The 14,333-nt window shown below is 42.2% G+C and carries 15 protein-coding genes; 11 read left to right on the top strand and 4 right to left on the bottom strand.

What is annotated here, in order from left to right; translation table 11 throughout:
- The first annotated feature begins 200 nt into the window (after positions 1 to 200).
- From AC1XUE_RS02315 to AC1XUE_RS02295, 5 genes are all read left to right on the top strand, one after another.
- Complete coding sequence (locus tag AC1XUE_RS02315; protein ID WP_483354319.1) at positions 201 to 1,223, top strand: LLM class flavin-dependent oxidoreductase; 1,023 nt, start codon at positions 201 to 203, stop codon at positions 1,221 to 1,223.
- Between the two features lie 426 nt (positions 1,224 to 1,649).
- Complete coding sequence (locus tag AC1XUE_RS02310; protein WP_483354318.1) at positions 1,650 to 2,195, top strand: YciE/YciF ferroxidase family protein; 546 nt, start codon at positions 1,650 to 1,652, stop codon at positions 2,193 to 2,195.
- A 255-nt stretch (positions 2,196 to 2,450) separates the two neighbouring features.
- Positions 2,451 to 2,702: a hypothetical protein gene (locus AC1XUE_RS02305; RefSeq protein ID WP_483354317.1), complete on the top strand. Its 252-nt coding sequence runs from the start codon at positions 2,451 to 2,453 to the stop codon at positions 2,700 to 2,702.
- A 172-nt stretch (positions 2,703 to 2,874) separates the two neighbouring features.
- A complete protein-coding gene (locus AC1XUE_RS02300) occupies positions 2,875 to 3,321 on the top strand; it encodes a response regulator (RefSeq protein WP_483354316.1) in 447 nt (148 codons plus the stop codon).
- A gap of 276 nt (positions 3,322 to 3,597) precedes the next feature.
- The gene (locus AC1XUE_RS02295) at positions 3,598 to 4,887 is read left to right on the top strand and encodes a glycoside hydrolase family 28 protein (protein WP_483354315.1); all 1,290 of its coding nucleotides are present in this window, start codon (positions 3,598 to 3,600) and stop codon (positions 4,885 to 4,887) included.
- Here AC1XUE_RS02295 and AC1XUE_RS02290 read toward each other — a convergent pair.
- On the bottom strand, positions 4,880 to 5,383 hold the full coding sequence (locus tag AC1XUE_RS02290) for a DinB family protein (protein ID WP_483354314.1): 504 nt from the start codon (positions 5,381 to 5,383) through the stop codon (positions 4,880 to 4,882). The genes AC1XUE_RS02295 and AC1XUE_RS02290 overlap by 8 nt on opposite strands.
- A 299-nt stretch (positions 5,384 to 5,682) precedes the next feature.
- Here AC1XUE_RS02290 and AC1XUE_RS02285 point away from each other — a divergent pair, with 299 nt between their 5' ends.
- The 3 genes from AC1XUE_RS02285 to AC1XUE_RS02275 are packed head-to-tail and all read left to right on the top strand — an operon-like array spanning position 5,683 to position 9,199.
- On the top strand, positions 5,683 to 7,122 hold the full coding sequence (locus AC1XUE_RS02285; RefSeq protein WP_483354313.1) for an ABC transporter permease: 1,440 nt from the start codon (positions 5,683 to 5,685) through the stop codon (positions 7,120 to 7,122).
- The gene (locus AC1XUE_RS02280; protein ID WP_483354312.1) at positions 7,119 to 8,498 is read left to right on the top strand and encodes an ABC transporter permease; all 1,380 of its coding nucleotides are present in this window, start codon (positions 7,119 to 7,121) and stop codon (positions 8,496 to 8,498) included. The genes AC1XUE_RS02285 and AC1XUE_RS02280 overlap by 4 nt, the downstream gene beginning before the upstream one ends.
- The gene (locus AC1XUE_RS02275) at positions 8,456 to 9,199 is read left to right on the top strand and encodes an ABC transporter ATP-binding protein (protein ID WP_483354311.1); all 744 of its coding nucleotides are present in this window, start codon (positions 8,456 to 8,458) and stop codon (positions 9,197 to 9,199) included. Before AC1XUE_RS02280 ends, AC1XUE_RS02275 begins: the two co-directional genes overlap by 43 nt.
- A gap of 74 nt (positions 9,200 to 9,273) precedes the next feature.
- Here AC1XUE_RS02275 and AC1XUE_RS02270 read toward each other — a convergent pair whose 3' ends face one another.
- From AC1XUE_RS02270 to AC1XUE_RS02260, 3 genes are all read right to left on the bottom strand, one after another.
- A complete protein-coding gene (locus AC1XUE_RS02270) occupies positions 9,274 to 9,720 on the bottom strand; it encodes a hypothetical protein (RefSeq protein ID WP_483354310.1) in 447 nt (148 codons plus the stop codon).
- A gap of 64 nt (positions 9,721 to 9,784) precedes the next feature.
- Positions 9,785 to 10,825 (bottom strand): SDR family NAD(P)-dependent oxidoreductase, encoded by a 1,041-nt coding sequence (locus AC1XUE_RS02265; RefSeq protein ID WP_483354309.1) that lies wholly within the window; start codon positions 10,823 to 10,825, stop codon positions 9,785 to 9,787.
- Between the two features lie 33 nt (positions 10,826 to 10,858).
- On the bottom strand, positions 10,859 to 11,653 hold the full coding sequence (locus tag AC1XUE_RS02260) for an SDR family NAD(P)-dependent oxidoreductase (RefSeq protein ID WP_483354308.1): 795 nt from the start codon (positions 11,651 to 11,653) through the stop codon (positions 10,859 to 10,861).
- A gap of 155 nt (positions 11,654 to 11,808) precedes the next feature.
- Between AC1XUE_RS02260 and AC1XUE_RS02255 the strand changes: the two genes are divergently transcribed.
- The 3 genes from AC1XUE_RS02255 to AC1XUE_RS02245 all read left to right on the top strand — a co-directional run bounded on the left by AC1XUE_RS02255 (position 11,809) and on the right by AC1XUE_RS02245 (position 14,310).
- Positions 11,809 to 12,684: a methylated-DNA--[protein]-cysteine S-methyltransferase gene (locus AC1XUE_RS02255; protein ID WP_483354307.1), complete on the top strand. Its 876-nt coding sequence runs from the start codon at positions 11,809 to 11,811 to the stop codon at positions 12,682 to 12,684.
- The gene (locus tag AC1XUE_RS02250) at positions 12,681 to 13,298 is read left to right on the top strand and encodes an alpha-ketoglutarate-dependent dioxygenase AlkB family protein (RefSeq protein ID WP_483354306.1); all 618 of its coding nucleotides are present in this window, start codon (positions 12,681 to 12,683) and stop codon (positions 13,296 to 13,298) included. The genes AC1XUE_RS02255 and AC1XUE_RS02250 overlap by 4 nt, the downstream gene beginning before the upstream one ends.
- Positions 13,299 to 13,407: 109 nt before the next feature.
- Positions 13,408 to 14,310, top strand: coding sequence for an SDR family oxidoreductase (locus AC1XUE_RS02245; RefSeq protein ID WP_483354305.1), 903 nt, complete (start codon positions 13,408 to 13,410; stop codon positions 14,308 to 14,310).
- The last annotated feature ends 23 nt before the right edge of the window (positions 14,311 to 14,333 follow it).

Genomic DNA, 14,333 nt, shown 5'->3' with positions numbered 1-14,333 from the left:
TGAAAAATGATCCCACTTTAATAAGAATTATGCCAGCATTAAAATGCCCCTGTACAGCGTTGAAGAATCACAGTTGCAGCTGTATCCGGCTATGGTTACGCTGGATTTTTCCATGGCAACTCTGATCAGGAACTTTTATGGTATAATAATCTTTTTGAACATAAACTGAGTTTGAAAATAGAAACCTGAAAGATGCTTTAATGAAGAAAATAGGATTTTTATCGTTCGGGCACTGGTCCAACCATCCCGCATACAAAGCTCAGACAGCCAGTGATACGCTGCTTCAGTCCATCGACCTGGCCGTGGCTGCTGAAGAAATCGGTCTCGACGGCGCCTATTTTCGCGTACATCATTTTGCAGCACAGTTGGCATCGCCATTTCCTTTACTTTCGGCTATAGGTGCCAAAACCAGCAAAATAGAGATAGGTACAGGTGTCATCGACATGCGTTATGAAAATCCATTGTACATGGTGGAGGACGCCGGTGCTGCAGATTTAATTTCAGAAGGCCGATTACAATTGGGAATTAGCAGAGGATCGCCGGAACAGGTTATTGACGGCTGGCGCTATTTCGGGTACGAACCGGCTGAAGGAGAAACAGACGCGGACATGGGCCGCCGTAAAGCATTGGAGTTCCTTGATAGACTTGAAGGCGTAGGATTTGCCCGGCCTAACCCATCCCCAATGTTTCCGAACCCTCCCGGCTTGTTACGTTTGGAGCCGCACTCAGAAGGATTGCGTGAACGTATCTGGTGGGGAGCTGCCTCTAATGCAACGGCTGTCTGGGCTGCCGAAAACGGCATGTATCTTCAAAGTTCTACCTTGAAATACGATGAAAGTGGTAAGCCTTTCCATGTGCAACAAGCCGAACAAATCAGGTTGTATAAGGAAGCATGGATGAAGGCCGGACACAAGCGTGAGCCCAGGGTTTCGGTGAGCCGATCTATTTTTGCATTGGTAAACGATCAGGATCGTTACTTCTTTGGACAGGAAGCAGACAGACGCGACAAAATCGGTATGATTGAACAGGATAAACGGGCAATTTTCGGAAGAAGCTATGCTGCGGAGCCTGATCAACTCATCAAAGAATTGGCTCAGGATGAAGCTGTTCAGGAGGCTGATACGATTCTTTTAACAATACCAAATACGTTGGGCGTTGATTACAATGTACATGTATTGTCTTCCATTCTGGAGCATGTAGCACCGGGACTTGGCTGGCGTTAGATCCTATAAATCAGTTCGATTTTATTAATTCGTATAGTCAACAATGAAAGCCACACTCATTGCTTTTATTGTTGACTATATAAAAATCAGTCGGGTAATTGACTACTAACAGGTCGTATAGAAACGATATAGTTCATATACGGTAAAATTATTCCCTCCTCTACCCCATTCCCGACAAGTGGATATCCGCGTATAAGCTGATCATCGTTACATCACCGCAGAACTAATCTGATATTCTTCATTACACCAGGTAAATAAGTGACCAGCCAGCCAAGTCTTATTTCGTTTGATCCGACTGGAGGAAATAATCTGATTGAGTACCGAGGGCTCGTTGTATCAGATAGTTACTGAATCCCTATTTCTATGGCATGATATTTATAATCAAGCCGTGCAATTTTTATTTTAATTCAAACTTCAACAATAATTATGAAAACGAAAAAAGCTGAAACCACTGCTAAAAAACAAATCACTGAACAAGATGGTGACAAGCTCAAGGAGCTTTTCGTAGATGGTCTTAAAGATATATACTGGGCTGAAAAAAACCTGGCGAAGGCATTAGTAAAATTAGCAAAAAACGCTACTTCGGATGAATTGAAAAAGGCCTTCGAATTGCATAAAGGGCAGACTGACGAACATGTTACAACCGTTGAAAAAGTATTCGAAATTGTTGGAGAAAAGGCGCAGGCAAAGAAGTGTGCTGCCATGGAAGGATTAATCGAAGAAGCTAACGAAATTATCGAGAGCACAGAGAAGGGTACAATGGTACGCGACTGTGGCCTCATCATGGCTGCTCAAAAGGTGGAACATTATGAAATCGCATCTTATGGTACACTTCGTAACATCGCTCGCACACTAGGATATACGGAGGCTGCTGATCTGTTACAACAAACACTAGATCAGGAAGGAGAAACAGATCATCTGCTGACGGAGCTTGCAGAAACCTATGTGAATGAAAAAGCAGGAGTTGAATAGGATGTCTTTTGTTGACGGAAGGGCCGCGGTTTTTTAAAGAACCGCGGCCCTTCCGTTTTTATGTAAACGCTCGCAAACAAGTACAGGTATCAGAGTGAAAGTGACAGGGTGATCAGGCGCAGATTTAGGCAGATTCAATGATCTGGGCAGCCGATTGATTCATCATATCATATCAGTATTTAAATCCACACCTATAGCCATGTGTGGATGGAACGATTTTTAACTTAGGTAAGGCTCATCAAAATAATTCTGAATATGAAGAATCTGACAGACGCCACCCACGGGGAAGGCAAAGTTGCGGAAGCAATCGAAGAGCAAACTGCTAAAATTCCTTCGGATGTATTTCTTTGGGCATCAATGGCGGCCATAGGTGCATCACTGGCTCTTAAGATTATGGGACGCAAGCATACAGCATTATTTGTGGGTCAATGGGCTTCTCCGTTTTTATTACTTGGGATCTATAACAAAATTGTTAAGACGCAAGGACATGATAAGGATGATGAGTAGTTGTAAAACGATTTTCCTATACCACTGACCCGCCCTGGTACAGTTTTCGCCTGCTATCCCCTACCATTGTGGTTGTGGATAGCAGGCGTTATAATAATGGATTTTATGTGGATGTATATGCCTGTTTTCTACAACGCAATACAGTTCACTTTAAACAGTCAGTAAGTTTTGTATGGGCAAGGAAATATTTTTAGTGGATGATGACCCCGATTTTCAGTTTATATTTTTTAAACTTCTCAAATCACTTAAGAAGCAATATCCGGTAAAGTTTTTTGAAAATCCCAAAGCATTATATCAGCACTTAAAAGTTTTACAGATCAGAGACGAGGAGAGCCTGCCCTCCCTGATCGTCTTGGATCTCAATATGCCGGGAATGAATGGCGTGCAGTTACTCAAAACGATAAAGCATTCGAGATCACTTCCAGGCGATAAGATACAAAGAATACCGATCATCGTGATGAGCGGCGATATATCCAATGATAACGTCCGGCAGTGTTATGAAGCAGGTGCCGATGCCGTTTTACATAAAAAGCCTGACCTGCAACTCATGAAAGCTACTTTACAATCCGCTTGCGATTTCTGGCTGGAAAGAGATCATCTGGTGCCCACCATTATTTAATATGTTTCAGATCTACTGCGTGGTCCGACTATAACGAAAATTTGAAGCAGAATGGTTTTAAGGCTTAATTGCGCTAACAAAAGTAGTATTGTCGTAAGGGTAAATGGTCTCTTTCTTACGTCTTAGAAATACTGATGGCAATTGTAATGCAGATTCAATACAAATTTGTACAAAATTGCATTCCCAACTTACGACAGCAACCGCATGAAATTATTCGTTCTTTTGAGTCTTTGCTTTACAAGCCTGTTTACATTTGATTTAATTGCCCAAAAACAAATGTCGAGGACAGAAAAAAGAGATGCAGTTCTTAAAAATATTGTTGCGCCCAGGATTTCAGTAAATACCTTTCTTTTGACAGATTTTGGAGCGAGAGGTGATTCTGCTACAGATGCCAAGCCTGCTTTTGATCAAGCACTTCAGGCTTGTAAAGATAAAAAGGGTGGGAAAATAGTTGTTCCACCAGGAATCTATATTGTAAACGGACCAATTCATTTGGTGAGCAATAGCAGTCTTGAGATCCAGAAAGGAGCTAAACTTGTTTTTGGAACAAACCCTTCCGACTACCTGCCTGTAGTTCCGACCAGCTGGGAAGGAACTTTCATCAACAATTATAGTCCTTTGATATATGCATACAAGGTTGAAAATGTGGCTATAACGGGTGAAGGAGTTATTGATGGAAATGGTAAGGAAGGTTTTGCGAAATGGTATGACAAGCAAAAGCCGGCCCAGCAGCTCAGCCGCAAAATGAATCATGAAAGTGTTCCGGTAAAAGACCGTATATTCGGAGAAGGACATTTTCTGCGTCCTCAACTTATTCAGTTTTTTGAATGCAAGAATATTTTGATCGAAGGTGTAACCGTGGCCAACTCTCCGTTCTGGTGCGTTCACTTTTTAAGGTCCGAAAACATCATCGCCCGCAAAGTGAAATTCGATGCGTTCAATAAAAATAATGATGGTTTTGATCCAGAGTATTGCAAAAATGTGCTGATCGAAGATATAGACTTCAATAATGCAGACGACAACGTAGCTATTAAAGCCGGACGGGATCATGAAGGACGTAAAATGGGCATTACCTCAGAGAATATCGTTATTCGTAACTGTCGGTTTAAAGGATTACATGGTGTGGTGATCGGTAGTGAGATGTCTGCAGGTGTACAGAATGTTTTTGTAGAAAACTGTACTTATGGCGGTTATTGCAAACGTGGTATTTATCTTAAATCAAATCCGGATCGTGGTGGATTTATTAAAGATATCCATGTGAATGATGTAGCTTTTGGTAACGTGAAAGATGCCATCTTCATCACCTCATTTTACCATGGCGAAGGACAAGGTTTCGAGACTGATATCCGTAATGTCTTTTTTGAAAATGTAACGTTTAAAGCAGCAAGTAATGCAGGGCTTGTTATTCAGGGATATCCTACCAAAAAGGTAAGTAATATCCATTTCTCCCAGGTAAAAATAGATTCCTGTGCTACCGCGGTTAGTTTTACCAATGCAGAGAAAATTGTGTTTAACGACGTCGTGATCGGACAAGAAATAAAAGAACAGCCGTCGGCGGTTAAGTAGATTTACGGAATCGTGTAGACAGTTGATAAACATGTCTTTGGGTGTGAAAAATGGTGAACCATATCCATTCTAACCGCGTAAATGCCCCATATTCCGGAATGATAAAATCCGTACATAATGCTTCCAGATTTTCATTTAAGATAATGTCTTCAAATTCCTCCACACAGGTATTTATTTGAGAAAGTAGTTGCGCTTGATCAATAAAATGCTCTGAAGGCAAAATGGCTTCAGGCGATTCCATTCTGATTGAAAAATCCAGAAATATATCACGTATCATTTCAACATGCATATCCGGCTGGCGGTCAACGGGGCATGTACTACCACGCAGCGTTTTTATCAAGCCGTATGATTTCAACAAGTGATCTCCTATTTGACCGGCCGACCAAATGCGACTATCAGGTTTGGTATTAAAGTCTTTCTCCTGAATCTCAGAAAGAACATCTATCAGTTTATCGGTCGTCTGCTGGAACGCCATGAGCGGGATATCAGTATGCATATACATGGATCAATAGTAGAGAATTATCTTCATAACAAAACTCATAAAACCATCATAGAATAACTATCCGCATACAAGACAATCATAAGGGCCATACGCGACAATTTTTAAAAACAGCAATACAAAAATGGATTTTTTCACCCATTACTGATCAGCATTGTAGGACAAGGCGGAAATTTAATACGCAACAATGTTGCATAAGTAGCCTTTATTGATTCATTTTGCAACAATGTTGTGGCTTCCAAATTGATGAAGCTATTGGCAAGATCAATGTCTTACATGAAACCTAACGATAGTATATGCAGCCCAAGCTGATCAGAATTATAGCCTCACATGAAATCAAAGTGATTTTTCGTAACAAAATATCATGGGTGCTATATCTCATACTGCTATGCGTAAGCGTGATAGCTGTATATACGGGATGGAGCTATGTAAGTCAATTCAATGGCCAGCAAACAGCTGCAAAGAATGAAGTCACCAAGCACTGGATGAACCAACCCGAGCGGCATCCTCACAGGGTCGCACATTATGGGTATCTGGTATTTCGTGAAAAATCAGCCTTGAGCTTTTTCGACTACGGACTGGATAGTTACGTCGGCAATTCTGTATTTCTCGAAGCTCACAGACAAAATACTGTCAATATGAGTGAGGCGGGATTTTCTAACGGTATGCTCCGATTCGGCGAATTAAGTATTGCAATGGTGCTGCAAATGCTGGTTCCTTTGTTTATTATTTTTATCGGATTCCAAACTATTTCCGGTCTTAAACAAAACGGCGTACTGAAAATTCTACTATGCCAAAAAGCATCTTACTTCGACATTTTGACAGGAAAAACGCTGAGTATCGTGCTCGTTTCATGGCTTCTGTTTCTGCCGCTGATTCTGTTGAGTTTGTTATTAGGTATCGGGTACTCCCAGACTGGCTTTACCGGCGACGTTTTATTAAGATCCTTACTGGTTATTTTAACATATGCAGGATATCTGCTTGCCATTTCGCTATTTGTAGTGGGTATTTCAGCAATATGTAAGTCGGCAGGAAATGCTCTTATTACCCTCATTTTATTCTGGATCTTGTTTTGTATAGTGATTCCCAAAAGTGCACAGACCGTGGGAAGTCGTCTGTTTTCAGCCCCCGACAAAATTGCTTTTGAACATAGTATTGAGGAAGACATCAGTAAGGAAGGTGATAGCCATGATCCGGATGATCCTCATTTCTCGAAACTAAAATCCGAAATGTTGAAAAAATATGGGGTTGATTCCATATCGCAGCTACCTGTTAATTACGGTGCTCTTGTCATGCAGGAGGGCGAAAACATCAGTTCGGCTATATTTTCATCCCATTTCGATAAGCTGATTAATACATATCGTCGACAGAACAGTGTGTCGTCCGTATTTAGTCTGGTGAATCCTTATCTGGCGATCCGCAATATTTCCATGAATCTTTCCGGTACCGACTTTGAAACTTTTACTGAATTTCAGAGACAAACGGAGAAGTACAGATTTGATAAGACAAAACAAATCAATGATATACATCTTACCCAAATCAAATTTAAAAACGACAGGGATCAAAAGGTCAGCAGCAAAAACTGGCAGGAACAGTCTGAATTTCGCTATCAGCCTGTATCCGTTAAAACGAATTTGTTAAATTCTTTTTTAAGTCTTTTCGCGCTGGCATTGTGGATTGCAGGAGGGCTTGCTGCACTCAAATACATCTCCTCAAAACAGGCATATCAATCATGAAAAATATCCGCAAGGTTCTTTATCTGGAAGCAAAAAACTTCCTGACTGGCCGTATTGTTCAAATCGGTATTGTTGCTATAATTCTATTTGGAATGTATGGGTTTTATTACGGAGACAAACTCATCGGTGACCAGCAAGCAACAATCAACTCGTTGAGTGAGGTACAAAAAAAACACTTGAATCAGGTGGTGGAACATGGGAAAGGTAAGGCAGCCGGAAGCACTGCCTACTATCCGTTCTTTTATACGTACAATAGTGGCACACCATGGGCGAAGTTCTCCGTCGGACAGAGGGATGTGAACCCATTTACACTGAAGGTGAAGATGCTCGCTATTGAGGGACAGCTATATGATTCCGAGCTGGTTAACCCCCTTACGTTACTGGTCGGGAATCTGGACGCAGCGTTTGTTTTCGTATTCCTCTTCCCTCTTCTTATCATCGCATTTACGTACAATGTCATATCGAATGAGCAGGAAAATGGTGTCTGGAAACTTGTTCAAACGTCTAATTCGGAAGTTATGAAGACAATCCTTCTGAAATTAGCTGTGCGTTACGTTACCATCCTCGTTACAGCACTATTCCTCTTCGGCACTGGCATTGTAGTGTTAGGTTTACCATTGTCGGTTCCTACGTGGCAACTTGCAATAGGTTTACTGCTCTATGTGACTTTCTGGTTTGGTATTACCATGTTGGTCATTTCATTCAACAAAAACTCGTCCTTTAACGCTACAACTCTGCTCGGAATATGGATATTGCTGTGTATTCTTTATCCGGGAGTCGTTAACATATGCATAAATAGAGCAGTACCTGTCCCTGAGGCAACTCAAACAGCTATTGATCAGCGGGAAGGTTATCATGAAAAGTGGGATATGCCCAAAGCACCGACGATGGAGAAATTCTATGCAGTTTATCCGCAATACAAAAAATACCCGATCTCAGAAGATACCTATTCATCGGGTTGGTACTATGCCATGCAGTTTGCCGGAGATCAGGAATCTGCGAATTCTTCGGCGAAATTGTTTGGCAAACTGAATGAACGTCAAAGGTTGTCAGAGATAGCGGGGATGCTAAATCCTGTTGTAGGTGTTCAACAGCTCTTCAATACCGTAGCCAATACCGACCTGGCAGCACATGTTCGCTATTTGAATGCCGTGAAAAGTCATCACAGGAAAGTGAGAGAGTATTTTTATCCTTTCATTTTTGAAGAAACACTCACAGAAAATCTGGATTGGCATGCATACCCTGGTTATGAACCTGCAGGATATACACAAGAAGACATTAATGACAACACTTGTTCTTTTGCGATCTGGACCGTGTTGCTAACGGGGATATCATGGATACTTATCAGAAGAAATTTCATTTACATTCAGGCCTGAAAAATATGTTGGAAGCAAAGAAATTAACAAAATCATACGGTGATCACCTCGCACTCAACAACCTAGACTTATCGGTGGAACGGGGTGAAATATTTGCACTTCTCGGGCAAAACGGAGCTGGGAAAACAACCACGATCAACCTTTTCCTTGGATTTCTGAAACCCACGTCGGGTGGTGCTTTCGTCAACGGCATTTCCGTTGCAGAACATCCGGGGGAAGTTAAAAAACATCTGGCTTATCTACCTGAAACAGTATTGTTGTATCCGAATCTAACGGGTAGGGAAAATCTTGGATATTTTTCTGCTTTGGCAGGTTTCGAGTATACAAAAGAAAAGTTGGGCGATCTGCTGTCTGCGGCAGGATTACAGCAAAAGGCGTTTGATGTCAGATTAGAAGGTTACTCAAAAGGTATGCGGCAAAAAGTGGGTATCGCGATTGCTATGGCGAAACAGGCTAAGTTTTTGCTATTAGACGAACCTACCAGTGGATTGGATCCAAAAGCCTCCAATGATTTTTCAGAGCTCATAACAACGTTATCAAAAAATGGTACTGCTATACTCATGGCGACGCATGACATATTCAGAGCTAAAGAAGTAGCTACGCATATAGGCATTATGAAACAGGGTGTTTTACAAGCTGTGGTAAAGGCTGCGGATATATCGGCCAACGAGCTGGAAAGCCTTTATTTACGAACTGTTTAATAAAATACCATCCATTTTTTTGCAAATGATGGATGGTATTTCCTATAGATATAAACCTGTTCAGAGCGGCTGGATTATTTCCATTTATTCTGAATTATTTTGATTGCTCCTGCCGCTGCAATGCCACCAATTGTGTACCAGGCTACCGTGAGTACCTGAGTCCTGATATTCCGGTTTACGGGACGGTCGTCCAGGCCCAAGGGTTTTGTCAATCCCAACGCCCCCACCCCAGCCGTAATACCATACGCTGCACCACGTAACCAGAGACCTTTTGGATCTCCCTTTCCAATCATACTGAAATACGAGGCATTACCAGCTAAATCGGCAAACAAAGTGGTACCATATAGTTTGTTTCCTGTTGGCGGTGTTACACCGGCCGCGAGTGCAGTCTTAACAATAGCTTCCTCTCCTACCTCCTGAATTTGAGGAGCATCTACCCAAAGTTTCCTCGCTGCCTCGTGAACTAGATTAAGCACCACTGCGCCAAACAGTCCGCCTAAAAGGTTTTTCGATAATTCCATTTTCTGATTTAAGTTGATGTCAAAAAAATGCTTCAAAATTCAGACCAGCATGTCATAGCCTATATCAGAGTTGATTGTACTTGATTTCTGCCTGATCTGTTAATGCTGTTGTAGTACCTTGTGAGGATTCAGATTCACTTTCGTATCCTTTTCTGGTCGTGGTATTTTCACTGTGTGGTAAATACTGGTTTGCAAATGCAGCCACCGCGGCCACGGAATCCGGAGCAAGTGCCTGTAGTATTACGGCTAGTTTCGCAGTCAGTGTGAGTGTAACATTACGTTTTTCCTGTTCAACAGCAGATAGGATTCTTTTGGCTGCGTCATGTGCGGTTTGTGAAAGCAGTGGCATGGAGTCAGATATTTTAAACCATGCATATTCGGCCTGGTGATCTCCCTTCAAAGTTATATTACGCGGGCTTCCTGTGATCATCAGATTCGGTGTAACTGTTGTTACTTTAATACCTGATTTAGACAGTTCAGCCGAAATTCCCTGAGAAAAGCCTGAAAGCGCGAATTTGCTTACGCTATATGGTAACATGTGAGGAACTGCAATTTTGCCGCCAATTGAAGTGATATTCACAATATGACCTGCTTCCTGTTTTCGGAAATAAGGTAACGCTGCCTGAGTAGTGTAGAAAGCAGACCAGAAATTAGCATCCATAATTTCTTTATAATCGGCGGTTTGCAAAACGTTCTCAGGCGCAACGAGCATAACACCGGCATTATTGATCAGCACATCTATATGTCCGTAATATGCTATTACTTGATCTATCATTTGTAGAACATGCTGTTCATCCCTTAAATCTGCAGAAACACTGAGTACCTCGGCGCCTGTCTTGCGGAGTTGAGATGCTGCGAGATTAAGATGCACTTCGTCTCTTGCACAAATTGCCAGACGTGCTCCGCGAGCTGCAGCTTCCATACCTATCGCAAGTCCCAGACCTCTGGATCCTCCGGTAATCAGAATAACTTTATCTTTCAGATCCTTTCTGCCAGCATGCTGTATGATTTTCCTGCCAACATATAATGCTCCTATGCCGAATGCGATCAAATACTTTGTTCCTCCTGAACACAAGTATTTATATAAGCTATTGATCTTTGTCATTGGTTATTAAGTGTGTGATCGTAATTGCATGAACTAATAAGAAGCGTTTTTCTCAACTGGTTTCTGCTGTTCCTTCATGGTATCGGCTGCCATACTATCAGGAATCACACTTCCAATCGCAACCTGCAGCTTATTTTGTAGTCCCGACACGACCATATCTTTACCGGCCATAAGTGCTTCGTAGCCATCTTTGGCTACACTTACGGCTTCGCCCAGTTTACCGTCCTGAACAATTTTAGACTCCTGCATATCTGCTTTATTGAAGAAATCTGTGTCTGTGGCTCCTGGCAACAAGGAAGTTACCGTAATATCCGTACCCTTCAGCTCACTTCTTATGGCCTCAGTGAATGAGTGTACAAAAGCCTTTGTACCATGATAAACAGCCTGATAAGGGCCAGGTACTTTACCCGCAATAGAAGACACATTCAGGATTTTTCCTGATCCCCTCGTTATCATATCTTTGACAAACAACTTTGTCAAAATAATCAGGGAACTAATGTTTAAATGAATGATATCCAATTCCCGGTACAAATCTGTTTCTGAAAATTTCCCATAGACGCCCTGCCCGGCATCATTCACCAAAATATCTACGATGACACCTTCCGCCTTGAGTTCCTCATAGACGGCAACCGCATTATTGGTATCAAAAAGGTCTTTTGACAAAGTTTTTACGTCTACACCAATGTATGAAAACTCATCAGCTACCAAATCAAGTTGCTCTCCATCCCTGGCTACCAAAATCAGATTGTATCCATCTGCAGCAAAAAGTCTGGCGAGTTCAAGACCTATCCCGGATGTCCCGCCTGTGATCAAAACGTAATTTTTCATAACTAAATGACTTTAAATGATAATAGAATTGATGTTCTAAGATTGAGGTTGGCGTGTAAGAACAAAAGTCGTGCCCGTTGAGTATGAATTCAGCATGATTCGGATTTCAAATACCCGAAACAATCGCAACCTTTGCAGAGGAAAAAGAAGTAATCATGAGCGAACAGGAATCCATAGATTATAATCGCATTGCAGCAGCGATCAACTACATCAGACTCAATTTTAAGGAACAGCCCGATCTGGACAAAGTTGCGGAAAGTATCCATTTAAGTCCATCGCATTTTCAACGGATGTTTACAGAATGGGCTGGCACAAGCCCGAAGAAATTCCTGCAGTACGTCAGTATTGAACATGCGAAGAAAGTGCTCCGCAGATCGGCAGAAACTACTTTATCGGTTGCAGCTGCTGATACGGGACTTTCAAGTACGAGCAGACTGCATGATCTGTTTATTAATATTGAAGGCATGACTCCTGCAGATTATAAGTCGGGAGGAATCAACTTGTCTATTCATTACAGCTTTGCTACAAGCCCATTCGGTAATCTTATAATCGCTTCGACTTCCAAGGGCATTTGCCATATGGCCTTCTTTGAAGATGAGCTTAAGGCATTGGAGCATCTCCGGGAAGGGTTTCCCAACGCTGCAATCAAGTATAAAAAAGACAATATGCAGGAGCAAGCACTGTTATTTTTTAATCATCAGAGTATTCACTTACCATCTGTCAAGCTGCATTTAAAAGGTACCAGTTTTCAGATTAAAGTTTGGGAAAGTCTGTTGAAAATACCATTCGGAGCGATGGCTACTTATGGAAGCATCGCTAAGCAAGTGGGTAATCCGAACGCTGCACGGGCGGTTGGAACGGCAATAGGCAGCAACCCGGTCGCTTTCCTTATTCCCTGCCATCGTGTGATTCAGGGGAGCGGTGCGTTGGGTGGATACATGTGGGGAACAACCCGGAAAACTGCCATACTGGGTTGGGAAGGTTCCAGATCTGATTATGAAATGAATGTAAACACCCATGAAATAGAATGATAGATCTTTTTGGAAATGCGCCAGACAAGGATCGAAATTGGTTGCCGGACGGTGGCATAGTGCAGTACCATGGAAAAATACTGACTCATCGGGCTGCGAATGATTACCTGCAGGCATTACTCACCCATATAGCATGGCGTAACGATGAGGCGATTATATTCGGTAAACGTATAATTACCAAGCGCAAAGTCGCCTGGTATGGCGATCAGCCGTTTCAGTACTCCTATTCAAATGTAACCAAACAAGCTCTTCCATGGACTAAGGAATTGCAGGAATTAAAAAAGTTGGTAGAGACTGAGTCAGGTGAAACCTATAACTCATGTCTGTTGAACTTGTACCATACAGGAGAAGAAGGTATGGCATGGCATAGCGATGCAGAAAAGGATTTAAAGAAAGATGGAGCCATTGGTTCACTTAGCTTGGGGGCTGAAAGGAAATTTGCATTCAGGCATAAACAGACCAAAGAAACGATAAATTTGTTTCTGGAGCATGGAAGCCTCTTGGTAATGAAGGGATCCACGCAGACGAATTGGTTACACAGGCTGCCTCCGTCTAAAAGAGTGTCGGAACTAAGGATAAACCTTACTTTCAGATCAATTGTGACTTCTGGATAATTTAGTATTACATACCTGTGTAATTATTATCGGGAACGGTTTTTTACGATGGCGGGGTCAAATGACTTTCGGGAGTATCCCGGAAAATGGACCACACAAATCAAAGATCATGGAAAACGAAAATAAAGGTAACGCAGAAAACCCCGAAACTAAGTTTCCACAACCACCATTTCCAAAGCAGAAACAGGAGTTCCCCGGAAATGAAGCAACTATGGAACCGAAGGCAGATCATGGACAGAAAAGCTATAAGGGATCCGAAAGATTAAAAGGAAAAAGTGCAGTGATTACCGGTGGAGATTCCGGAATAGGTAAAGCAGTGGCGATTGCTTTTGCGCGGGAAGGAGCCGATGTACTGATCAGTTATCTGGATGATATGGAAGACGAGGATGCAAATGATACCGCGGGTTATGTCAGGGATGCAGGTCAAAAATGTGTCATTGTGAAAGGCGATATTACCAGCGAAGCGCATTGTAAGAAAATCATAGATATAGCGGTCAAAGAATTTGGCTCTATTGATATTCTCGTGAACAACGCTGCTTTTCAGATGGCTCGTAAGGGTGTACAGGAAATCCCATCTGATGAATGGACGCATACCTTTGCCGTAAATATTCACGCTATGTTCTATCTGACCAAGGCAGCCGAGCCGCATATGAAGCCAGGTAGTTCTATCATTAATACCACTTCAGTGAATGCTTATCACCCGTCGCCCGATTTATTGCCTTATGCGGCGACTAAAGCAGCCATTCAAAATTATACGGCCAATCTCAGTCAGATCTATCTGGAACAAGGAAAAGGAATTCGTGTGAATGCTGTTGCACCGGGGCCTGTATGGACACCGTTGATCCCATCAACCAAGTGGGAAGATGCTGATATATTTGGTGAGAACACGCCGATTGGCCGTCCGGGTCAACCTGTAGAAATAGCACCTGCATACGTATTCCTCGCATCCGAAGAAAGCAGTTATGTATCGGGAGCCACTTTACCGGCAACGGGCGGACGTATTACGATTTAATTTGTTATATCAGGTTACTTTAA

Source organism: Dyadobacter sp. HNCC25DJ187 (genome assembly GCF_056895255.1).
Note: the sequence above shows the minus strand (reverse complement) of the source record. Positions and strands in the feature narration are given on the sequence as shown.